Source organism: Rickettsia slovaca 13-B (genome assembly GCF_000237845.1).
Taxonomy (GTDB): Bacteria; Pseudomonadota; Alphaproteobacteria; order Rickettsiales; family Rickettsiaceae; genus Rickettsia; species Rickettsia rickettsii.
Genome location: NC_016639.1, coordinates 934824 through 954631 on the forward strand (window position 1 = coordinate 934824; position 19808 = coordinate 954631).

Here is a 19808-nt window from a genome sequence, read left to right on the forward strand (position 1 = left end):
TACTATAATAATTTTCCACCTGCTTTCTCGATTAAATCCTTAGCTTTAGAAGAATAAGCATCTAATTTTAATGATAGAGGAGCAGCGAAATCATCACTACAAATAGATAATAATTTCACTAATTTCTTATTATTTTTATTATTCACTACTCTGGCTTCTACCAATTTTTCTTTCGTAATATTATCATCAGCACTTAAACGCCCATCGGCTAATGCTTCTTCAATATTATAAATATTTATTATATTGTATTTTTTAGTTGAAATACAATTAAACCCTCTTTTAGGTAGTCTTTTGATCATAGGTGTTTGACCACCTTCAAAACCTTTTATTGCAACGCCGGATCTAGATTTTTGACCTTTAATTCCTCTACCGCCGGTTTTTCCTTTACCACTACCAATACCGCGTGCTATTCTTTTCTTATTTTTTTTAGCACCTATATTATTATATAATTCATTTAATTTCATTTAAAAACTCTAATTACATATTTTCTATTTTTAACAAATGCTTTACTTTGTTAACCATCCCTTTGATTGAATTAGTATTTGCAAGAATAACGCTCTTATTAATTTTGTTTAAACCAAGCCCAACTAATATCAACCTTTGATCATACTTACGACCTATAGCACTGTGAACTTGAGTAATTTTTATATTATTGATCTTATTATTCATAACTTCACCTTACTTATACAACATTATTCATTAACTTGAATGTCAGCAGATTTTACAGATATTTCATTTACTTTTTTATCTCTTCTCATAGCAATAGATTTTGGTGATGCAAGTTTATTTAATGCATCAAATGTTGCAGAAATCATTGCGTAAACATTCGTTGAACCTATTGATTTAGCAACAATATCATGAACGCCTAAAGAGTCAAAAATTGCTCTCATAGATCCTCCGGCTATAACGCCTGTACCTGCTTTAGCTCTTCTTAAAATCACTTTAGCAGCTCCACTTTTACCGACAACGTCATGGTGAATAGTCCTATTTTGATATAACGGTACTTTCATCATTCTCTTTTTAGCGGCTTGTTTTGCCTTTCCTCGAGCTTCATTTACTTCTTTAGCTTTTCCGTGTCCCGCTCCGACTCTGCCGGCTTTATCACCGACCACTACATAAGCAGAAAAAGCAAAGCTTCTACCGCCTTTTACTACTTTTGTAACTCTATTTACATCAACTAAAACTTCACTTAAAGTCTCGTCATTTTTTTTAACTTTAGACATTACTACAACCTTATAACCTAAAATTTTATTTTCTCTCTAGCTGCATCAGCTAGCGCTTTTACAACACCGTGATACTTATATCCGCCTCTATCAAACACTACGTCTTTTATCCCTGCAGAATCAGCTTTTTTTGCTATTTCTTCGCCTACTTTGATAGCATTTTCAATATTACAATGAGATTTTTTTAATTTTTTTATTTTCTCATCTAAAGTTGAAGCAGCAGCAATCGTTATAGACTTAGAATCATCAATAATTTGTGCATATATATGTCTACCTGACTTAAATATTGATAATCTAACTCTATTAGATGTTTTAGATATTTTATGTCTTATTCTACTTCTTCTTTTTTCAAATTTTAGCTTAGCACTACGCATATTTAACTCTTAAATTTAATTTTTCTTACCTTCTTTACGCGGTATAAATTGATTTTCAAATTTAATTCCTTTTCCTTTATAAGGCTCAGGTGGTCTCTGTTTTATAATAATTGAAGCAAATTGTCCTAATTTTTCTTTATCTGTTCCCTCAAGAATAATAATATTTTGCTTAGGCATCTCTATTTTAATATCTGAAGGTATTTCAATTTTTGTATTATGGCTTTTAGCAAGCATTAAATTTAAATATTTACCTTTTACCATCGCCCTGTAACCGACTCCGTTAATTTCGAGTTTAAGCTTAAAACCTTCTTTAACGCCGGTAACCATATTTGATATTATGCTTCTTGCAGTACCCCACATAGCACGTGCATTTTTATTTGCGGCTAAAGGTTTTACTAAAAGCTTATTTTCTGCCAATGAAATTGCTATATTACCTTTAAAAGTTTTTGATAATTCGCCTTTAGGTCCGGATATTTTTACTTCTAAATCATTTAAACCAATTTTTACACCTTCAGGTATAGTAATTGGCAATTTTCCAACACGTGACATTTTTTACCTTAAAATACTTTACAAATTACTTCGCCGCCGACATTTTTAATATGAGCTTCTCTATCAGACATAACACCGTAAGGAGTAGAAAGAATATATATACCCATATTATTATAATATCCTTTCAAATCTTTAATAGCAGAATATACTCTTTTTCCAGGCTTTGATACTCTATGAATTTCGCATATAGAAGCATCGCCATTAACAGAGTATTTTAAAGCTACCTCAGTATAACTAATATTATTTTTTTGAGTAGTTATATAATCTTTTATATAACCTTCTTTTTGCAAAACATCTAAAATTGAAGTTTTAATTTTAGAACTAGGAAAAGAAACATTTATCAATTTGCTTTTATAAGCATTTCTAATTCTAGTTAACATATCTGCTACATTATCCGTCATTGACATATGATTTACCTATCGACTTTTACCAACTTGACTTAACTACACCGGGAACTAAGCCTCTGCCTATTAATTCTCTAAGCTTATTCCTCGATATACCAAACTTTCTTGTAACACCTCTTGGTCTACCTGTAAGCTCACATCTATTTCTTATTCTAGTAGATGATGAATTTCTAGGTAATTGTGCAAGTGACATTACCAAAGAAAAACGCTCTTCTAATGAAATATTTTTATCATAAATTTTACTTTTTAGTGCTAAACGTTTATTATGTAAACTTTGTGATTTTTTTTTCCTACTTTCGTTCTTTTTTATAGAACTTACTTTTGCCATTATATATATCCTAAAAATTAATTATAAAAAGGTAAATTAAACCCTGATAACAAAAATTTACTTTCTTGATCTGTTTTAGCAGATGTAACGATTGTAATATCCATACCTCTTATTGTATCGATTTTATCGTAATTAATTTCAGGAAAAACTATCTGCTCTTTTAACCCAAAAGTAAAATTCCCTTTACCATCAAAACTTTTATAAGAAAAACCGCGAAATTCCTTAACACGGGGTAATGCAACAATTACTAACCTCTCTAAAAAATCATACATTCTATCTTTACGTAATGTAACCTTGCAACCTATTTTCATATTTTCGCGTAACTTAAAAGTTGCAATAGATTTTCTTGCTAACGTTACAACCGGCTTCTGACCGGAAATCAAAGTAAGATCATTTACTGCATTATTAATTACTTTGGAATCGGCTGTTGCTTCCCCTACTCCCATATTTATCACAATTTTCTTAATTTGCGGTATTTCGTGTTTATTTTTATAAGAAAATTTTTTTTGTAAGTTTTCAATAATTTTTTGCTGATATAATTCTTTAAATCTTAACATTATTTACCTTCCTTACCAATAATTTCCCCTGATTTCTTTGCTACTCTAACCTTAGAACCGTCTTCTAAGAATTTAAAAGCTACCTTGGTAGGGTTACCGGTTTTTGGATCGATGTGTGCAATATTTGAGATATGTATAGGTAATTCTTTAGTTATTATCCCGCCTTCACTCATTTGATTAGATTTAGTATGCTTTTTTACTACATTTACTCCAGAAACAATTACTTTACTGTCCTCCGGGAAAACTTTTAATATTTTACCTTTTTTTCCTTTGTGCTTTCCGGTAATAACAACAACTTCATCACCTTTTTTTACTTTTAATTTAATCATTTATAACACTTCCTCTGCAAGCGACATTATTCTAACATATTTTTTCGCTCTAAGTTCTCTTGTAACAGGACCAAAAACTCTAGTACCGATAGGTTCATCTTGTTTATTCAAAAGCACTAATGCGTTTTGATCAAATTTTATTGTACTACCGTCAGGTCTTACTACTCCAGTCTTTGTACGAACAATCACGCCTTTATAAACATCACCCTTTTTAACCTTACCGCCGGGTATAGCGTCTTTAACAGATACAACTATAACATCACCCAGCTTTGCCACCATATGGTGAGAGCCACCTAAAACTTTAATACACATAACTTTTTTAGCACCGGAATTATCTGCAACTTCCAAGATGCTCTGCATTTGAATCATAAACTACTTCCAATTTTTTATACACGAGAAATAAAATAAACAATCTACCTTATAAAGTCAAAGATTAAAAAACTTTATTCCCCATTTACCACTACCCATGTTTTGGTTTTTGAGATAGGCCGACTTTCAATTATACTAACTTTATCTCCTTCTTGATATTTATTTTCTGAATCATGAGCAGCATATTTTTTAGATACTTTCACAAATTTTTTATAAATAGGATGCTTAAACTTTCTTTCTACTTTTACTGTAACCGTCTTATCAGCTTTTGAACTTATAACCACGCCTTGTAACACTCTTTTCGGCATTTTAATATTCCTCACTATTAGCTCTTTTTGTTAATTCAGTTTTAATACGTGCTATAGACTTTTTGACTAACGAAAACCTACTAGTATTTTTTAAATCACCTAAAGCTTGTTGAAATCTTAAATTAAACAATTCTTTTTTTAAAAGATTAAGGTTTTTATAAAGCTCTTCTATTGTTTCAGTAGATAACTTACTTCTTAATAATTTTAAATCATTCATAACGTCTCACTATCCTTGTTCTAACAGGTAATTTTGCACTTGCAAGCTCCAAAGCTCTAAGTGCAACATTTTCTTCTACCCCTTCAATTTCAAACATAATTCTTCCAGGCGAAACTCTAACTGCAAAAAATTCAGGAGAACCTTTACCTTTACCCATTCTTACTTCGGCAGGCTTTTTAGAAACGGGAACATCCGGAAAAATGCGAATCCATAATCTTCCTTGCCTTTTCATACATCTAGTAGCAGCTTTTCTTCCTGCTTCTATTTGTCTTGCAGTAACACGCCAACCATCTATAGATTTTAGACCAAATGATCCAAAAGCAAGCGTCGTACCTGCTTTTGCTGTTGAAGCAACCCTACCCTTATGAGCTTTTCTAAATTTTTGTTTTTTCGGAGCTAACATTTTAATACTTAAAATTAATTATATCTTTTATTTTCTGTATATTCACCTTTATAAATCCACACTTTAACCCCTATAACTCCATAAGTAGTTATAGCCTCAGCTGTTGAATAATCAATATCAGCTCTTAAAGTATGTAACGGCATTCTTCCTTCTATATACCATTCGGTTCTAGCAATTTCAGCACCTCCAAGTCGTCCTGAACAACTAACCCTGATACCTTGTCCACCTTGTTTAAATGACGCCTGAATTGCTGTTTTCATGGCTTTTCTAAAAGAAACTCTTTTTTCAAGCTGTAGTGCTATAGTTTGAGCTACTATAGCAGCATCTATATTAAATTTTCGAACTTCGTGAATATTTATATAAACTTCTTTTAAAGAAGTCATTTTCTCGATAGCTTTTTTTAGCTTATCAATTTCACTACCGTTTCTACCGATAATGATATTTGGTTTTTTGGCATTAATATTAATTATAATACTTTTATTAGAAGGGCGTTCAATTAAAACTCTACTAATTTGGGCTTGATTAAAACCCTTATTTATTAAATCCCTAATTTTTAAATCTTGTATAAAAAGAGTTTTATAATGTTTTTCTGCATATAATATGGAATCCCAACCTTTAATTAAAGTCGGTCCAACTCTAAAACCATGTGCACAAACTTTCTGCCCCATTTTAATTATCCTCTTTTTCTGTAACAGTTATATAAAGATTACTAAAAAACTTATTTATTCTAGTTGCTCTTCCTTTTGCTCTTGGCATAACTCTTTTCATTACTAAAGCCTTACCTACAGTCGCTTTAGTAATAACCAATCTATCTATATCTAGACCTAAATTATTTTCAGCATTTGCAACAGCAGATTGTAAACAATCTTTTACAACTTTTGCAATTCTTTTAGGAGAAAAAGTTAATTGTACCAATGCTTCAGATACTTTCATATTTCTAATAAAGGCTGCAACTAAATTGAGCTTCCTTGAACTTACTCTAATAGATTTAGCTTGTGCCGTAGCAAAATTTTTATTTTCCTGTACCATATAAATCTTTATTTTCTTTTGATTTTTTTATCTGCTCCATGACCGTGAAATGTTCTAGTAGGAGCAAACTCACCTAATTTTCTTCCAACCATTTCTTCATTTACAGAAACCGGAATAAATTTATTTCCATTATGCACAGAAAAGGTAAACCCTACAAAAATAGGTAAAATCGTTGATCTTCTAGACCAAGTTTTAATCATTTCAGATTTACCTGATTCCATTAATTTTTGAACTTTCTTTATTAAATAACCGTCTACAAAAGGCCCTTTCCATATTGAACGTGCCATACTAATACCTAATTAATTTAAAATCTATTTTCTTTTCTTTACGATAAATTTTGAAGTACGTTTATTTTTACGTGTCTTCTTACCCTTTGTTGGGAAGCCCCAAGGAGTAACAGGATGGCGACCTCCTGAAGTTTTACCTTCACCACCACCATGAGGGTGATCTACAGGATTCATTGCTACACCTCTAACATGCGGTCTCCAACCTAGCCATCTATTTCTACCGGCTTTGCCTAAATTAATATTTTTTTGATCCGGGTTAGATATACTACCTATAGTAGCTTTACAATCTAAAGGTACTAACCTAAATTCACCTGATCTTAATTTAATCTGAGCATATCCTGAATCTTTACCCACTAGATCTACTGAAGTACCTGCAGACCTTGCAATTTGACCGCCCTTACCGACTTTCATTTCAACATTATGTAAAGTAGTACCGATAGGAATGCATTTTAAAGGTAAACAATTTCCTATTTTTATATCAGCATCTTGACTTGATATTACTCTATCACCTACAGATAATTTTTGTGGTGCTAGAATATAAGAATATTCCCCATCTTCATATTTTATTAAAGCAATAAAAGCAGTTCTATTAGGGTCATACTCTATTCTTTCAACAATAGCAGAAATATCAATTTTATTTCTTTTAAAATCAATAATACGATATAATTTTTTGTGTCCTCCACCTCTGTGCCAAGAAGTAATTCTACCTTGATTATTTCGTCCACCGGTTTTAGATATACCTTTGGTCAAAGATTTTAAAGGTCTGCCTTTCCATAAACTAGTTTTATCAACTTGAACTAACTCTCTAAGAGAAGGAGTAATTGGATTAAAGTTTTTTAAAGCCATTTATTTAATTCCTCCGGCAAAATCGATATTATGGTCTTTTTCTAATGTAACAATAGCTTTCTTTCTATTGATTTGAGTCCCTATAATTCCTTTAAATCTTTTCTTCTTACCTTTAACGTTTAAAATATTCACTTTTTTTACTTTTACTTTAAATATTTCTTCTATAGCCTTTTTAAGGGTAAGTTTTTTAGCAAATTTATCTACATAAAAAGCGTATTTATTTTGTTCCGAAAGGGTTGTAGTTTTTTCTGTAATAATAGGTTTTCTAATTAAATCGTAGTATTTATAAGAACTCATCTTAACCTCTCTTCTAAAACACTCACTGCTTCTTGTGATAATAGGACATATTCATGTCGTATTATATCATAAACATTGGCTCCTATTTGTGGAACAATCACAGTATTATAAATATTTTTTGCAGCTAAAGAAAAATTAATATCTACTTCATTTCCGTCTATTACAAAGAAACTTTTCCCTTGAAATTTGTTTAATATATTTACAAGAGCAGAAGTTTTAGGCTTATCTAGCTTTAAAGAATCTATTACTAATAATTTTCCTTCAGCGCATTTCTCGGATAAAGCATGAATTAAACCAAGTTTTCGTACTTTTTTAGGTAATTTCGTTGCATGACTACGTACTCTAGGTCCATGAGCTACACCACCACCACGCATCTGTACCGATCTAAGGGAGCCTTGTCTTGCATTACCTGTACCTTTTTGCTTAAACGGTTTTTTTGTGGTTCCTAATACTTCTGATACTGTTTTAGTTTTGTGGTTACCGGACATTGCCTTAGCTCTCTGCCAATCAATAACCTGCTTTATTATATCATCTCTGATAAATTCAACAGCAAATATATCTTCATTTAAGCTAATCTCACCAACTTCTTCATTAGCAAGACTTAATATTTTAGTTTTCATCTTTATTTTAACCTTATACAGTCTTATATAAAACTTTTATATAAATAATATTGCATGGTTGCATGGCGTTTTGTTAATGTGATAATCTTTAACCTCAACAAACATGTCTAAATATCTATTATACAGTTATTGAAATCTTTTTTATTGCATCTTTTACTGAAAGATACGAATTTTTGTGACCGGGTATACTACCCTGAATCATAATAAGCTTACGCTCTTTATCAATGGCAAATATTTTCAAATTTTGAATAGTAACTTGGTTACATCCCATATGACCGGCCATTTTTTTGCCTTTGAAAACCTTTCCTGGATCTTGTCTTTGTCCTGTAGAACCATGCGAACGATGGGATATCGAAACACCGTGAGAAGCTTCAAGACCTCTAAAATTATGTCTTTTCATACTACCGGCAAATCCTTTACCTATAGTAGTTGCCGTTATATCCACAAATTGTCCTGCCGTAAAATGGTCTACTTCTAGACTTGCTGCTATATCAATAAAATTCTCTTCAGAAATTCTAAATTCTTTTAATTTAGTTTTAGGAGATATTTTAGCATTAGCAAAAACTTGTCTCATAGGTTTGGTTACTCTAGATATTTTTTTATCTTTTACACCTATAACCAAAGCATTATATCCATGTTTTTCTAGAGTTTTATGTCCTACTACTTGACAATCATCAACTTTTACTAATGTTAAAGAAATTCTTTCGCCTTTATCATTAAAAACACTAGTCATCCCAATTTTTTGAGCAATTATACCGGTTCTCATTTATTCCCCACTCTCTAATTCAATCACTACATCAACACCTGCTGCTAAATCAACTTTACTTAAAGCATCGACAACCGCCGGATTCGGATCACATATAACTAATAATCTTTTATGCTTTCTAATTTCAAATTGCTCTCTTGACTTCTTATGTACATGAGGAGACCTATTTACGGTAAATCTTCCAATTTTTTTAGGTAACGGAATAGGACCATTAATGTTAGCAAACGTTCTTTTAACAGCACTCACTATCTCTTTTGTAGCTTGATCAAGACTACGGTGATCAAATGATTTTAAACGAATTTTGATTTTATTTTTCATTCAGTAAACCTAATATTTAAACAGCAAGATGTTTTTTTAGACATCTTTCCAAACTGTACTTCTAGAGGTAATTTGTACGTCGATCCGGCACTCGAATCCTCACGTCCGTTATATACGCTGCGGTTCTGCATTCCGTACCTCCTTCAAATTCTTCTCTATAAGCCGGTTCGGAAAAATGTCTATTACATCTTAAAATATAAATACCTATTATTAAAAAATAATAGGTATTTATAAAATCAATTAATTATTTATTTTAGTTACTACGCCGGCACCCACTGTTCTACCACCTTCACGTATAGAGAATTTCAACCCTTCCTGCATCGCAATCGGTTTAATTAATTCCACTGTAAAAGTAGCATTATCTCCAGGCATAACCATCTGCTTATCAGCAGGCAATTTTATTGTACCGGTAACATCTGTTGTTCTAAAATAGAACTGCGGACGATAGTCATTAGTAAATGGGGTATGACGTCCACCTTCTTCTTTACTAAGCACATATACTTCAGCCTCAAACTTATCATGCGGTTTTATGCTACCAGGTTTTGCGAGAACTTGTCCTCTTTCAACTTCTTCTCTTTTTGTACCGCGTAGTAATATGCCAACATTATCTCCGGCTTGTCCTTCATCAAGTAATTTTCTGAACATTTCTACACCGGTACAGGTAGTTTTTTGCGTATCTTTTAGACCGACTATTTCAATTTCCTCACCTACCTTAATTATTCCTGACTCTACTCTACCAGTTACAACAGTACCTCTTCCTGAAATAGAGAATACATCTTCTATTGGCATTAAGAAAGGTTTATCCGTAGCTCTTACAGGCTGCGGTATATAGCTATCTACTGCATCCATTAGCTCATTAATAGCTTTTTCACCTTCAGGCTTTCCTTCTAAAGCTTGAAGTGCAGAACCTTTAATAATAGGTATTTCATCACCCGGGAAACCATATTTTGATAATAATTCCCTTACTTCCATCTCTACTAGTTCTAATAGATCAGGATCATCCACCATATCTATTTTATTTAAGAATACTACCATAGCAGGCACACCTACCTGTTTTGCTAGTAATATATGCTCTCTAGTTTGCGGCATAGGACCATCAGCAGCAGAAACTACTAATATTGCACCGTCCATCTGAGCGGCACCGGTTATCATGTTCTTTACATAGTCAGCGTGTCCCGGACAATCTACGTGTGCATAGTGTCTATTTTTAGTCTCATATTCTACGTGTGCAGTAGAAATAGTTATACCTCTTTCTTTTTCTTCAGGAGCAGCATCAATTTGATCATACGCTGTAGCTTGTGCTCCACCTGTCTTAGCAAGTACTATAGTTATTGCTGCCGTTAAGGAAGTTTTACCGTGATCTACGTGACCGATCGTACCTATATTAACGTGCGGTTTAGTTCGTTCAAATTTTGCTTTTGCCATATTATTACTCTCTACAATTTTTTAGGTTTAATACAAGTTATTTTTTTATAAGTGCATTTTTTTGCTAAATTTATTTGTTACCACTATCTCTGGAGCGGGTGATGGGAATCGAACCCACACAGCCAGCTTGGAAGGCTGGAACTCTACCATTGAGCTACACCCGCATTGTGGCACTATTAATAAAATAATTTCAAAGTTATTTTGTTAACAGTGCTATATCAATTTTATTCAGATTTATAAATATACACAATTATGTTTTATTTTTAAATAAAATGATATGCTTCCCTGAACCATTTAAGTGGTGGAGGGAGAAGGATTTGAACCTTCGAACGCTTACGCGGGCAGATTTACAGTCTGCTGCCATTGACCACTCGGCCATCCCTCCTAAAGAACTTTACTGTATTAAATAGACTAATTCACTGTAAAATACAATATATAATTAGTATTAGGACTTATACAACTTCTTGCCGAATCATCAAATAAACAAATAGCAGCTTGCACATTTATTTAGTTGTAACTTTTTATAATAAATAGTAGTTTCTGTCAAGAACAAATTACTGACGGTGTTCAATAAGATGCAAAATAAAAAACTTGATTCTAAACATTGTTATTATATGTATGGGAAACATCCTGTATTTTCTGCTCTAAATAATCCAAAACGTCAAATTGACAATATTTTATGCACTAGGGAAATTTTTGAGACAAATAAAAAATTAATAGGTACTAGAGCTTATGAAATTGTTAATAACGATATTTTATCTAAATTACTGGAAAACCAAACACATCAAGGAATAGCTGCAAAAATTAGACCAATTTTTTCTTACAATTTAGAGGACATAGATATAACAAATCCAAAATGTAAAATTGCGATTCTTGATCAAATAACAGACACACAAAATATTGGCGCAATTATTCGTAGTGCCGCTGCTTTTGATATAAATGCTATAATATTACCTCAAGATAATTCTCCAAATGAAAGCGGCAGCATTGCTAAAGCGGCTTGCGGTACTTTAGAATTAATACCTATAATTAAAGTTACTAACTTACGCTCATGTATGAATTATCTTAAAAAACACGGCTTTTGGATTATAGGTCTAACAGGTTCTGCAAATGACTACTTTACCGATAAATTAATTTCCGACAAAATAGTATTGGTATTTGGCTCAGAAGATAAAGGCATACGAAGATTAGTTGCAGAAACATGTGATTATTTAGCCAAAATCCCTATTTCTCAGAGAGTAGAAAGTCTTAATGTATCAAATGCCGCTTCTATAATTTTTCATTCATTACATAAATAATATTTTAATCAAATATTGTTTTTTATTTACTTCGATATAAATATTTAGTCTACTAAAATTAAAGTCATAAACTTTTATTATATCAATTAATTTGAGAGAAAAGCAATGAAAAGGGAACCAAATGAACAAATTATCGAGAGTTTTGAAAAACAATTAGACATATTTATAAATGCACTTACAGAAAAAGAGATAACAACAGCTATATTAAACAATTTTTTTGATAAAGTGATCAATAACCTCAAGAATGAAAGATTAATTAATGATATTATATTTGATATATATCAAGGTAAAGCAGTAATTACTAAACCTATATATTCCGATTATATAACATCTTCCGAACCTAAATATAACGAACATTGGCAAAAATTTTATAGTTTTAATCGTAATCTTATGATAGAAAGCACATTAATATTTATTGCTAAGAATCTAAAAAAAGCTTCTTTAACAGACAAATTATATTATAGCTTTGCTAAATTAGCCCAGCAATTAGACTTGAATGCAGTAAGTGATCATTTTATGAAAAAAATAGATAATTATATAACATTTAACAATTTATGAAAAATTACAGAACCGAAAGTGATTCTTTTGGAGAAATTCAAATAGAAGAAAAATTTTATTGGGGGGCTCAAACTCAAAGATCTTTAGAAAATTTTAAAATAGGCAAGCAAAAAATGCCTGAAATTTTAATTCGTGCTCTTGCTATTTTAAAAAAATGTGCAGCACAGGTTAATCATGAGTTTGGTGATTTAGAAGCTAAAATCGCTATAAGTATAGATAAAGCCACGGATAGAATCTTAGAAGGCGAATTTGAGGATAATTTTCCTTTAGTAGTTTGGCAAACAGGTTCAGGAACGCAAACAAACATGAATATGAACGAGGTTATTGCCTCTATTGCCAACGAAGAATTAACAGGCAAGAAAGGCGGCAAATCTCCGGTACATCCTAACGATCATGTTAATAAAGGACAATCATCCAACGACTCTTTTCCAACCGCTATGCATATAGCAACCGTACTTGCAACTAAACAGCAACTGATACCAGCTTTGAATAATATACTGACCTCTTTGCAGGATAAGTCAAAAGATTGGGACAAAATCATAAAAATAGGACGTACCCACTTGCAGGATGCAACTCCTTTAACTCTTAAACAGGAATTCTCCGGATATATTACACAAATAGAGTATGCTTTAGAACGCATAGAAAATGCACTACAAAAAGTTTATCTACTTGCCCAAGGAGGCACAGCAGTCGGTACAGGTATTAACTCAAAAATAGGCTTTGATATAAAATTTGCCGAGAAAGTGGCAGAGTTTACTAAACAACCCTTTAAGACGGCTCCTAATAAATTTGAAAGTCTAGCTGCTCACGACGCACTAGTAGAATTTTCAGGAACTCTTAATACTATAGCAGTTAGCTTAATGAAAATAGCAAATGATATAAGACTGCTCGGCTCCGGTCCAAGATGCGGTCTTGGTGAGCTACATTTACCTGAAAATGAACCTGGTTCTTCTATTATGCCCGGTAAAGTAAACCCTACACAAGTCGAAGCTTTAACAATGGTGTGCAGTCAGGTGATGGGGAATCATGTTACGGTTACTATTGCCGGCTCAAACGGACATCTTGAACTTAACGTATTTAAACCCGTAATAATATACAATATCCTACAATCTATAGAGCTGTTATCCGATAGCGTAAATAGCTTTGTTACTCACTGTGTTAAAGGATTAGAACCCAATATAGCACGCATTAATGATTTACGTGATAAATCTCTAATGCTTATTACAGCTCTTAATCCGCATATAGGCTATGATAATGCTGCAAAAATTGCTAAAGAAGCACATAAACACGGGATCACTTTAAAAGAAGCAGCTAAAAAACTCAATCTTCTATCGGAAGCAAAATTTGATAAAATAGTAGTACCTGAAAAAATGGTTAGTCAATCTTAGGTTTTATACAAAGATATTAATTTAAACTATTAATATTACTGTATAAAATCTTATAAATAGGATAATATTAAATTAGTCTATTATTATATTACCTATGTGAAACAAAATTTATCTAATCAAATTAACCTACTCGAAGCAAAAACTCATTTTTCTGATCTAATACAGCGTGTACAAGACGGAGAGCAAATTACCATTTGTAAGCATAATACGCTGGTTGCAAAAATTATAACTCAAAAACCTAAAATGGATAATATAGTAGAGCAAATAAGAGAATTCCGCAAAGGCAAAACATTAGAGCTCCTTATACTAATTAAAGAGCTTAGAGATGAAGGTAGAAAATGGTGAATTCTAAACCGTTTATAGCCGATTGCTCCATAACTGTCTCATGGTTCTTGTATGATGAACGTGATAAATATTCAGATTTTACATTAGATTATTGTTATAAGTTTAGAGTGATAGTACCGCCTCTTTGGAGACTTGAAGTAACTAACGTAATATTAATAGCAGAAAAACGTGCTAGAATAAAATCAGTAGAGGTTATTAAAATTATAGATTTTTTAAACTCTCTCCCCCTTAATATATCAAATTTAAATTTTTCCATACATGAAATTAAACTGCAAGAGCCAACAATCTTACTACATATGATACAACTTATTTATTAACTGCCATGCATGAAGTACTTCCTATGGCCACTAACGATAAAGCATTAATCAAAGCATGTCATAATAACGGCATTCCACTATTTTATAGTGAATTAGCTTGAATTAGGGATGATTTATAAGAAATATTTTATTTTTTTAAGGGCATAGCGAATACCGTTAATACTAATCCATTTACGGTATGAGATATGTTCTTAAAAAAATAAAATATTTCTTATAAATCATCCCTAATTCAAGCTAATTCACTATAAAATACAATAATCCATATTTTTCATAAAAAGTTTATGGAAATTTCTAAATCTTTTATTATACTTAAACATTAATTATATAAAATAAAAGAGTATCATGGTTTTAAATATCAAAGCTCCTGAAAATATAGTATTAAAACCGACCATTACAGTTTTTGGCGTTGGGGGTGCAGGTAGTAATGCAGTAAATAATATGATTAGTGCTAATCTGCAAGGTGCTAATTTTGTAGTAGCTAATACTGATGCACAATCGCTTGAACATTCTTTATGCACTAACAAAATACAACTCGGTGTTTCTACGACTAGAGGTCTTGGGGCAGGAGCTTCTCCTGAGGTTGGAGCACTTGCTGCTCAAGAATCAGAAAGCGAAATTCGTAATTACCTAGAAAATAGCAATATGGTATTTATTACGGCAGGTATGGGCGGTGGTACAGGTACCGGTGCTGCACCGGTTATTGCACGCATTGCTAAAGAACTAGGCATCCTTACGGTTGGGGTAGTAACTAAACCTTTCCATTTTGAAGGCGGTCATCGTATGAAAACTGCCGATAAAGGACTTATTGAATTACAGCAATTCGTTGATACTTTAATTGTAATACCGAACCAAAATCTATTCCGTATTGCTAATGAACAAACGACGTTTGCCGATGCTTTCAAAATGGCAGATGACGTATTACATGCAGGCGTTAGAGGAGTAACGGATTTAATGATTATGCCGGGACTTATTAATCTTGATTTTGCCGATATTAAAGCAGTAATGAGTGAAATGGGTAAAGCAATGATGGGTACAGGTGAAGCTAGTGGCGAAGATAGAGCTATTAAAGCGGCAGAATCTGCAATTTCAAATCCACTGCTAGATCATAGCTCAATGTGCGGTGCAAGAGGTGTATTAATCAATATTACCGGCGGTTCCGACATGACCTTATTTGAAGTTGACAACGCTGCTAATAGAATTAGAGAAGAAGTAGACAACCTTGATGCTAATATTATTTTCGGTTCAACATTTAATCCGGAATTAAAAGGAATGATCAGAGTATCAGTTGTTGCTACCGGTATTGATGCCGATAAAGTACCGACATATAAACCCGCAATAGCTGAAACTACCAATATAGTTCCTGAAGAAACTTATAATAAAGCTATAGCACAACCTACACAAATAGAAGAAATGCCTGATTTTAACAGCTACAGTACCGAAAATATTGAAATTACCGACTCTCCAATAAATCAAAATTTTATCGGAAATGAAAAAGAGCTAGGGTTACATGCCAATACTTTCAACAAATCTGAAGATGACTCACCCAAACCATCATTTTTAGGAAAAATATGGGGTTCTCTGCGTGCTTCAAATAATCAAACTTTAGAACGCAAAAACGTTGTTGTTAGTACTCTAGATCAAGATAATAAAGAGTCTGATATTCATGACATACCGGCTTTTTTAAGAAAGAAACGGGATTAGATTAGAAAATGAATATAATTTCAGAATAGCATAAAAAAAGAATTATTAGAAATAACTAAAAATTTTCCTGCAGATACTGCATCACTAATAAATTATGTAGATAAAACATTTAAATGTCACATTCATGATTTATCTTTATCGGATCAAAAAGATTTAAAGTTTTTTATAGCAAAAAGCTTTGCAAATCAAATTGATGTTTGTAAAACTAAAGAACATGTTCAAAATTTTTTACAAGAGTTACACGAGCTATGGGAAGATTTATTTGAAGAGATATTGGAAGATAAGCCTGTATATAGTTTAGACATTGACGGAGCAACATACTATGCCGCATTAGATTTTACCGAATTAAATCAAAATAATATGCTGAATACAAGATTTAGCGCAACCTCCCTTGATTTTCATTTAATAGAAACGCTACCTAACTTTTCTAGTGACAAACAAAAATATAAGGCTGAACTAACCTTTACAGAATTAAAACAAAATAATTTTGCAAAAATATATTTGGAAAAACAACAATGTAATTTTTTTGAATCCAATAACGGATCAGAAATATATTGTAGATTACCTAATAATGAAAGGCTTGCCATGAAAGTTTTTAGTTTAAATAATCAGCCTATATTAAAAGAAAATAAATTTGAAAATTCTATATTATTTTTAAGTACAAAAATAAACGAAAATGGTGATGTTGACTATAGTGAAGGCTTTAGTACTGATATTATAGCCAATGGTAAAATAAATGCTTCTTATATAACTCCTCTAGGCGAGATAATGGATTCTAATTAAAAAAATAATCATATGCCAAATAAAATTATACTATTTTATCATGTTTTTTAAATACTGATTTATTAGCCGATACCGATAAGCGGTTAAAAGATATTGCACCCTATCCTACACCACTTGAAAATCAAAAGTGTTATGTAATTCATTTACCTACAGAGTCCAATGAAGAAAAGCTAAAAGTAGAATTGCAAGCAACAAAAAATGCAATGCAAGATTGTAATCGTGTTTGGTTTGGTGGTAAGCTGGAAACAAAAACTTTAGAAGGATGGGGATATAATTATTATATAATCGATCAAGTTAACGATCACCCTGCTAGTACAATGATGGCATGCCCAAACGTAAAAGCAACCATACAAACGGTTAGTGTATTTTTAGGCGATGAAACATTTTTAAGATATAATAGCAAACTACCTATCGTAGTATATGCTCCAAAAGATGTTGAACTACATTACGTTATTTGGCATCAAAATGATACAATCAATTCTGCAAAGGAAGAACCAGAAAAAATAATCAAAAATTCTGTAAATCAGAAATTTTTACTAGATTGCTTCGTCGAAACTTGCAGTTTCTTCTTGCAATGACGAAGACTAACACAGTTAGCATACTAAATTACTCAAAATCTTCCTCTACAGCTTCAACTTCTTGCACTTCCGGTACAAAATGTTTAAGCATGGACTCAATGCCGTTTTTTAAGGTGATGGTGGAACTAGGACATCCAAGGCATGCACCACGAAGTGCTAATTTAACTACACCGTTTTCAAAGCCTTTATATATTATGTCGCCGCCGTCTTGTGCAACAGATGGACGCACCCTAGTTTCAATAATCTCTACGATTTGCTTCTCTATTTCCGAAAGCCCATCAAGGTTATGATTTACATTATCTGCTTTGGTGTTTTCTTCAAATACAGGAAAGCCTGAAACAAAATGATCCATAATAACCATTAAAATTTCAGGCTTTATAACTTGCCAATCACCTTCAGCTTGTTTAGTTACTGTTATAAAATCACTACCGAAAAACACCGATTTTACATTATTAATATAAAATAATGATTCTGCAAGTTTGCTTCTTCCTTTTACTTCAGCAAGCTCACTAAAAAATACCGGCTGATCACTACTTATTTCCTGCCCTGGGAAAAATGTTATTGCATCCGGATTTGGAGTATCTTCAGTTTGAATAAACATAATTAAAGCACACTAATAAATTTGTTGATTATTATAAATTGATAGTACTACTTTTACAATATATTTGTATTTAGGCATTTTTACATGGCGCTCAAAAGTATGTCATTCCTGCGGCAGCAGGAATCCAATACTACCTATCCACGTCATTGCGAGAAGGCATTTATGCCGACGAAACAATCTCATGCAATTTAAGAGAGATTGCCACGTCGCTACGCTCCTCGCAAGGCATTGTTGCAGGGACCGGTAAAGCACTCGGTGTCAAGCCACGGGATGACAGAGGTGAAATTGATCCACACAACAACGCCTCCTCGCAATGACAATTATAAATATTTTGCTAGATTCCCGCTTTAGCTAGAAATAACATAAGGCGGCAAATATCTAATTAATATATAAGCCGGTATAAAACAAAATCCTGCTACAATAAAGAAATAAGTCCAGCCTAAATAAGTAGCTGCATAGCCTGAAATACTACCAAACAATATAGTACTAATATAAGCAATAGAAGTAATTAAAGCAATTTGGGTTATACAATATTTAGCACTACAGCATCTTAATTGGTAAGAAAAAAACGGCGACATAGTTAAGCCCTTGGTAAATTCTTGAAAGAAGACCGCTATATACAAACTTGTAATATCTCGATTATAAAAATAGAGAAATAAAAAAGATAGGCTAGATAAAGCATGATATATTAATGCTCTTTTAAGCAAATAAGAATATTCATATTTTCGGCACAAAAACCCACCTATAAAACCTCCAAGGATTGTAGCACACATACCGAAAGCTTTATATCCAAGAGCTAAATCTTTCTTCGTATACCCAATATCGAGATAAAACATATTCGGCATAATTGACAGAAAATTATCTTGAAGACGATATAGAAGCATAAAACTAACAATTATTAGCCATTTAGGTTTCTTAACAAAATCATAAAAAGCATGCCAAAATCTATCAAAATCATTAATAATTATCTTATCTTTAAATTTAAGCGGATAGATTATAATTAATAGTAATGACGGTATACATAAAATTGCCATAACACGATAAACATCTTGCCAGGATATGATAGTAGATAAATATAACGCTCCTGAACCTGCTATAAGTATACCTATTCTAAAGCCTGTAGTACAAGCTGCCTCACTTATGCCCCAATTTTTATTTGTAATCAGTAACATCTGTGATGATTGAAGTAACATATCATAAATGGACGAAAAAAATGCCACAGCTACTAAGCATAAAGCAAATGGTATAAAATGAGTGTTAGGGTTAAAATTTGTTAGAACATATACACAAAAAATACAACTAACCAAAGCAATAATTAAACAACATTTATATCCCCGCTTACTTAAAGGAGCAAAACTTACTTTTTCAAGCAAAGGACCCCATAAAAATTTAAATATATGAATAAAATTCACTAAACTAAAAAGCCCGATAGTGATTTTATCAAAACCGGATTCTCGAAGCCAAAAAGAAAGAGTTGAACCGGTAAGTAAATAAATTAAACCTCCAGGAAAAGAAATTATTAATATAAAGAAAATATTAGATATATATTGAAATCGTGAAAAATTTAAACTTATGAATTTATCCTCCTTT

General features: G+C 32.1%; 32 protein-coding genes, 2 tRNA genes and 1 pseudogene. 8 read left to right on the forward strand and 27 right to left on the reverse strand.

The features are described from left to right. Nucleotides 1-2: 2 nt before the first annotated feature. From rplO to RSL_RS05220, 25 genes and pseudogenes are all read right to left on the reverse strand, one after another. On the reverse strand, nt 3-464 hold the full coding sequence (gene rplO, locus RSL_RS05105; protein ID WP_014273685.1) for a 50S ribosomal protein L15: 462 nt from the start codon (nt 462-464) through the stop codon (nt 3-5). A 13-nt stretch (nt 465-477) separates the two neighbouring features. Beyond that, complete coding sequence (rpmD, locus tag RSL_RS05110; RefSeq protein ID WP_004997827.1) at nt 478-669, reverse strand: 50S ribosomal protein L30; 192 nt, start codon at nt 667-669, stop codon at nt 478-480. 23 nt (nt 670-692) lie between these two features. Next, complete coding sequence (gene rpsE, locus RSL_RS05115) at nt 693-1223, reverse strand: 30S ribosomal protein S5 (protein ID WP_014014625.1); 531 nt, start codon at nt 1221-1223, stop codon at nt 693-695. Nucleotides 1224-1240: 17 nt separating this feature from the next. Beyond that, a complete protein-coding gene (rplR, locus tag RSL_RS05120) occupies nt 1241-1597 on the reverse strand; it encodes a 50S ribosomal protein L18 (protein ID WP_004997824.1) in 357 nt (118 codons plus the stop codon). A gap of 15 nt (nt 1598-1612) precedes the next feature. Continuing rightward, nucleotides 1613-2146, reverse strand: coding sequence for a 50S ribosomal protein L6 (rplF, locus tag RSL_RS05125; protein WP_014273686.1), 534 nt, complete (start codon nt 2144-2146; stop codon nt 1613-1615). Nucleotides 2147-2154: 8 nt separating this feature from the next. Then, a complete protein-coding gene (gene rpsH, locus RSL_RS05130) occupies nt 2155-2553 on the reverse strand; it encodes a 30S ribosomal protein S8 (protein WP_010977581.1) in 399 nt (132 codons plus the stop codon). A gap of 19 nt (nt 2554-2572) precedes the next feature. Continuing rightward, nucleotides 2573-2878, reverse strand: a complete 306-nt coding sequence (rpsN, locus tag RSL_RS05135; protein WP_008580947.1) for a 30S ribosomal protein S14 — start codon at nt 2876-2878, stop codon at nt 2573-2575. A gap of 17 nt (nt 2879-2895) precedes the next feature. After that, entirely contained in the window at nt 2896-3435 is a 540-nt protein-coding gene (rplE, locus tag RSL_RS05140) for a 50S ribosomal protein L5 (RefSeq protein WP_010977582.1), read from the reverse strand. Beyond that, entirely contained in the window at nt 3435-3764 is a 330-nt protein-coding gene (gene rplX / locus RSL_RS05145; protein ID WP_004997814.1) for a 50S ribosomal protein L24, read from the reverse strand. Before rplX ends, rplE begins: the two co-directional genes overlap by 1 nt. Then, complete coding sequence (rplN, locus tag RSL_RS05150; protein WP_004997813.1) at nt 3765-4133, reverse strand: 50S ribosomal protein L14; 369 nt, start codon at nt 4131-4133, stop codon at nt 3765-3767. A 74-nt stretch (nt 4134-4207) separates the two neighbouring features. Then, the gene (gene rpsQ / locus RSL_RS05155) at nt 4208-4441 is read right to left on the reverse strand and encodes a 30S ribosomal protein S17 (RefSeq protein WP_004997812.1); all 234 of its coding nucleotides are present in this window, start codon (nt 4439-4441) and stop codon (nt 4208-4210) included. A gap of 1 nt (nt 4442) precedes the next feature. Beyond that, nucleotides 4443-4658, reverse strand: a complete 216-nt coding sequence (rpmC, locus tag RSL_RS05160; protein ID WP_004997809.1) for a 50S ribosomal protein L29 — start codon at nt 4656-4658, stop codon at nt 4443-4445. Next, complete coding sequence (gene rplP, locus RSL_RS05165; RefSeq protein WP_004997806.1) at nt 4651-5061, reverse strand: 50S ribosomal protein L16; 411 nt, start codon at nt 5059-5061, stop codon at nt 4651-4653. The genes rpmC and rplP overlap by 8 nt, the downstream gene beginning before the upstream one ends. 14 nt (nt 5062-5075) lie before the next feature. Then, nucleotides 5076-5729 carry a 30S ribosomal protein S3 gene (gene rpsC / locus RSL_RS05170; RefSeq protein WP_010977584.1) on the reverse strand — a complete coding sequence of 218 codons (654 nt, stop codon included), beginning with the start codon at nt 5727-5729 and terminating at the stop codon, nt 5076-5078. Nucleotide 5730: 1 nt separating this feature from the next. Further along, on the reverse strand, nt 5731-6090 hold the full coding sequence (gene rplV, locus RSL_RS05175; protein ID WP_004997796.1) for a 50S ribosomal protein L22: 360 nt from the start codon (nt 6088-6090) through the stop codon (nt 5731-5733). An 8-nt stretch (nt 6091-6098) separates the two neighbouring features. Continuing rightward, a complete protein-coding gene (rpsS, locus tag RSL_RS05180; protein ID WP_004997794.1) occupies nt 6099-6377 on the reverse strand; it encodes a 30S ribosomal protein S19 in 279 nt (92 codons plus the stop codon). A gap of 24 nt (nt 6378-6401) precedes the next feature. Then, entirely contained in the window at nt 6402-7223 is an 822-nt protein-coding gene (gene rplB / locus RSL_RS05185) for a 50S ribosomal protein L2 (RefSeq protein ID WP_004997791.1), read from the reverse strand. Next, complete coding sequence (rplW, locus tag RSL_RS05190) at nt 7224-7520, reverse strand: 50S ribosomal protein L23 (RefSeq protein WP_010977586.1); 297 nt, start codon at nt 7518-7520, stop codon at nt 7224-7226. After that, nucleotides 7517-8140, reverse strand: a complete 624-nt coding sequence (rplD, locus tag RSL_RS05195) for a 50S ribosomal protein L4 (RefSeq protein ID WP_004997785.1) — start codon at nt 8138-8140, stop codon at nt 7517-7519. Before rplD ends, rplW begins: the two co-directional genes overlap by 4 nt. 118 nt (nt 8141-8258) lie before the next feature. Further along, the gene (rplC, locus tag RSL_RS05200) at nt 8259-8906 is read right to left on the reverse strand and encodes a 50S ribosomal protein L3 (protein ID WP_014273687.1); all 648 of its coding nucleotides are present in this window, start codon (nt 8904-8906) and stop codon (nt 8259-8261) included. Then, a complete protein-coding gene (rpsJ, locus tag RSL_RS05205; RefSeq protein ID WP_014273688.1) occupies nt 8907-9224 on the reverse strand; it encodes a 30S ribosomal protein S10 in 318 nt (105 codons plus the stop codon). 17 nt (nt 9225-9241) lie between these two features. Then, nucleotides 9242-9420 (reverse strand): annotated as a pseudogene (locus RSL_RS08095) (palindromic element RPE1 domain-containing protein); the annotation flags it as partial. 44 nt (nt 9421-9464) lie between these two features. Further along, nucleotides 9465-10649, reverse strand: coding sequence for an elongation factor Tu (gene tuf, locus RSL_RS05210; RefSeq protein WP_004997779.1), 1185 nt, complete (start codon nt 10647-10649; stop codon nt 9465-9467). Between the two features lie 90 nt (nt 10650-10739). Continuing rightward, nucleotides 10740-10813 (reverse strand) — tRNA-Gly (locus tag RSL_RS05215). A gap of 135 nt (nt 10814-10948) precedes the next feature. Next, nucleotides 10949-11034 (reverse strand) — tRNA-Tyr (locus RSL_RS05220). Nucleotides 11035-11224: 190 nt separating this feature from the next. Here RSL_RS05220 and rlmB point away from each other — a divergent pair. From rlmB to eco, 8 genes are all read left to right on the forward strand, one after another. After that, nucleotides 11225-11947, forward strand: a complete 723-nt coding sequence (gene rlmB / locus RSL_RS05225; RefSeq protein ID WP_014273689.1) for a 23S rRNA (guanosine(2251)-2'-O)-methyltransferase RlmB — start codon at nt 11225-11227, stop codon at nt 11945-11947. Nucleotides 11948-12052: 105 nt separating this feature from the next. Continuing rightward, nucleotides 12053-12505, forward strand: coding sequence for a hypothetical protein (locus RSL_RS05230; protein ID WP_014273690.1), 453 nt, complete (start codon nt 12053-12055; stop codon nt 12503-12505). Then, nucleotides 12502-13893, forward strand: coding sequence for a class II fumarate hydratase (fumC, locus tag RSL_RS05235; protein ID WP_014273691.1), 1392 nt, complete (start codon nt 12502-12504; stop codon nt 13891-13893). Before RSL_RS05230 ends, fumC begins: the two co-directional genes overlap by 4 nt. 96 nt (nt 13894-13989) lie before the next feature. Next, nucleotides 13990-14238: a type II toxin-antitoxin system Phd/YefM family antitoxin gene (locus RSL_RS05240; RefSeq protein WP_014273692.1), complete on the forward strand. Its 249-nt coding sequence runs from the start codon at nt 13990-13992 to the stop codon at nt 14236-14238. Further along, nucleotides 14232-14555 carry a type II toxin-antitoxin system VapC family toxin gene (locus tag RSL_RS05245; RefSeq protein ID WP_014273693.1) on the forward strand — a complete coding sequence of 108 codons (324 nt, stop codon included), beginning with the start codon at nt 14232-14234 and terminating at the stop codon, nt 14553-14555. The genes RSL_RS05240 and RSL_RS05245 overlap by 7 nt, the downstream gene beginning before the upstream one ends. A 342-nt stretch (nt 14556-14897) precedes the next feature. Then, complete coding sequence (gene ftsZ / locus RSL_RS05250) at nt 14898-16256, forward strand: cell division protein FtsZ (RefSeq protein WP_014273694.1); 1359 nt, start codon at nt 14898-14900, stop codon at nt 16254-16256. Nucleotides 16257-16529: 273 nt separating this feature from the next. Beyond that, complete coding sequence (locus RSL_RS05255) at nt 16530-17039, forward strand: hypothetical protein (protein WP_014273695.1); 510 nt, start codon at nt 16530-16532, stop codon at nt 17037-17039. Between the two features lie 92 nt (nt 17040-17131). Next, nucleotides 17132-17617: a serine protease inhibitor ecotin gene (gene eco / locus RSL_RS08110; RefSeq protein ID WP_231287790.1), complete on the forward strand. Its 486-nt coding sequence runs from the start codon at nt 17132-17134 to the stop codon at nt 17615-17617. Nucleotides 17618-17645: 28 nt separating this feature from the next. Here the strand turns inward: eco and RSL_RS05265 are convergent, their stop codons facing one another. After that, complete coding sequence (locus tag RSL_RS05265; protein ID WP_014273697.1) at nt 17646-18218, reverse strand: NifU family protein; 573 nt, start codon at nt 18216-18218, stop codon at nt 17646-17648. A gap of 347 nt (nt 18219-18565) precedes the next feature. Beyond that, complete coding sequence (locus tag RSL_RS05270) at nt 18566-19792, reverse strand: MFS transporter (protein WP_081463625.1); 1227 nt, start codon at nt 19790-19792, stop codon at nt 18566-18568. Between the last annotated feature and the right edge of the window lie 16 nt (nt 19793-19808).

What these genes read in the sequence shown, in the direction of transcription:
- rplF (WP_014273686.1), bottom strand. Translation starts at nt 2,146, where the DNA reads ATGTCACGTGTTGGAAAATTGCCAATTACTATACCTGAAGGTGTAAAA.
- fumC (WP_014273691.1), top strand. Translation starts at nt 12,502, where the DNA reads ATGAAAAATTACAGAACCGAAAGTGATTCTTTTGGAGAAATTCAAATA.
- rplP (WP_004997806.1), bottom strand. Translation starts at nt 5,061, where the DNA reads ATGTTAGCTCCGAAAAAACAAAAATTTAGAAAAGCTCATAAGGGTAGG.
- ftsZ (WP_014273694.1), top strand. Translation starts at nt 14,898, where the DNA reads ATGGTTTTAAATATCAAAGCTCCTGAAAATATAGTATTAAAACCGACC.
- RSL_RS05245 (WP_014273693.1), top strand. Translation starts at nt 14,232, where the DNA reads ATGGTGAATTCTAAACCGTTTATAGCCGATTGCTCCATAACTGTCTCA.
- rpsE (WP_014014625.1), bottom strand. Translation starts at nt 1,223, where the DNA reads ATGTCTAAAGTTAAAAAAAATGACGAGACTTTAAGTGAAGTTTTAGTT.
- rpsJ (WP_014273688.1), bottom strand. Translation starts at nt 9,224, where the DNA reads ATGAAAAATAAAATCAAAATTCGTTTAAAATCATTTGATCACCGTAGT.
- rplW (WP_010977586.1), bottom strand. Translation starts at nt 7,520, where the DNA reads ATGAGTTCTTATAAATACTACGATTTAATTAGAAAACCTATTATTACA.
- rplB (WP_004997791.1), bottom strand. Translation starts at nt 7,223, where the DNA reads ATGGCTTTAAAAAACTTTAATCCAATTACTCCTTCTCTTAGAGAGTTA.
- rplX (WP_004997814.1), bottom strand. Translation starts at nt 3,764, where the DNA reads ATGATTAAATTAAAAGTAAAAAAAGGTGATGAAGTTGTTGTTATTACC.
- rpsQ (WP_004997812.1), bottom strand. Translation starts at nt 4,441, where the DNA reads ATGCCGAAAAGAGTGTTACAAGGCGTGGTTATAAGTTCAAAAGCTGAT.
- rplV (WP_004997796.1), bottom strand. Translation starts at nt 6,090, where the DNA reads ATGGTACAGGAAAATAAAAATTTTGCTACGGCACAAGCTAAATCTATT.
- rplN (WP_004997813.1), bottom strand. Translation starts at nt 4,133, where the DNA reads ATGATTCAAATGCAGAGCATCTTGGAAGTTGCAGATAATTCCGGTGCT.
- rpmC (WP_004997809.1), bottom strand. Translation starts at nt 4,658, where the DNA reads ATGAATGATTTAAAATTATTAAGAAGTAAGTTATCTACTGAAACAATA.
- rplD (WP_004997785.1), bottom strand. Translation starts at nt 8,140, where the DNA reads ATGAAAACTAAAATATTAAGTCTTGCTAATGAAGAAGTTGGTGAGATT.
- RSL_RS05265 (WP_014273697.1), bottom strand. Translation starts at nt 18,218, where the DNA reads ATGTTTATTCAAACTGAAGATACTCCAAATCCGGATGCAATAACATTT.
- rpmD (WP_004997827.1), bottom strand. Translation starts at nt 669, where the DNA reads ATGAATAATAAGATCAATAATATAAAAATTACTCAAGTTCACAGTGCT.
- rlmB (WP_014273689.1), top strand. Translation starts at nt 11,225, where the DNA reads ATGCAAAATAAAAAACTTGATTCTAAACATTGTTATTATATGTATGGG.
- rpsH (WP_010977581.1), bottom strand. Translation starts at nt 2,553, where the DNA reads ATGTCAATGACGGATAATGTAGCAGATATGTTAACTAGAATTAGAAAT.
- rplO (WP_014273685.1), bottom strand. Translation starts at nt 464, where the DNA reads ATGAAATTAAATGAATTATATAATAATATAGGTGCTAAAAAAAATAAG.
- rpsC (WP_010977584.1), bottom strand. Translation starts at nt 5,729, where the DNA reads ATGGGGCAGAAAGTTTGTGCACATGGTTTTAGAGTTGGACCGACTTTA.
- tuf (WP_004997779.1), bottom strand. Translation starts at nt 10,649, where the DNA reads ATGGCAAAAGCAAAATTTGAACGAACTAAACCGCACGTTAATATAGGT.
- RSL_RS05230 (WP_014273690.1), top strand. Translation starts at nt 12,053, where the DNA reads ATGAAAAGGGAACCAAATGAACAAATTATCGAGAGTTTTGAAAAACAA.
- rpsS (WP_004997794.1), bottom strand. Translation starts at nt 6,377, where the DNA reads ATGGCACGTTCAATATGGAAAGGGCCTTTTGTAGACGGTTATTTAATA.
- rplE (WP_010977582.1), bottom strand. Translation starts at nt 3,435, where the DNA reads ATGTTAAGATTTAAAGAATTATATCAGCAAAAAATTATTGAAAACTTA.
- rpsN (WP_008580947.1), bottom strand. Translation starts at nt 2,878, where the DNA reads ATGGCAAAAGTAAGTTCTATAAAAAAGAACGAAAGTAGGAAAAAAAAA.
- rplC (WP_014273687.1), bottom strand. Translation starts at nt 8,906, where the DNA reads ATGAGAACCGGTATAATTGCTCAAAAAATTGGGATGACTAGTGTTTTT.
- rplR (WP_004997824.1), bottom strand. Translation starts at nt 1,597, where the DNA reads ATGCGTAGTGCTAAGCTAAAATTTGAAAAAAGAAGAAGTAGAATAAGA.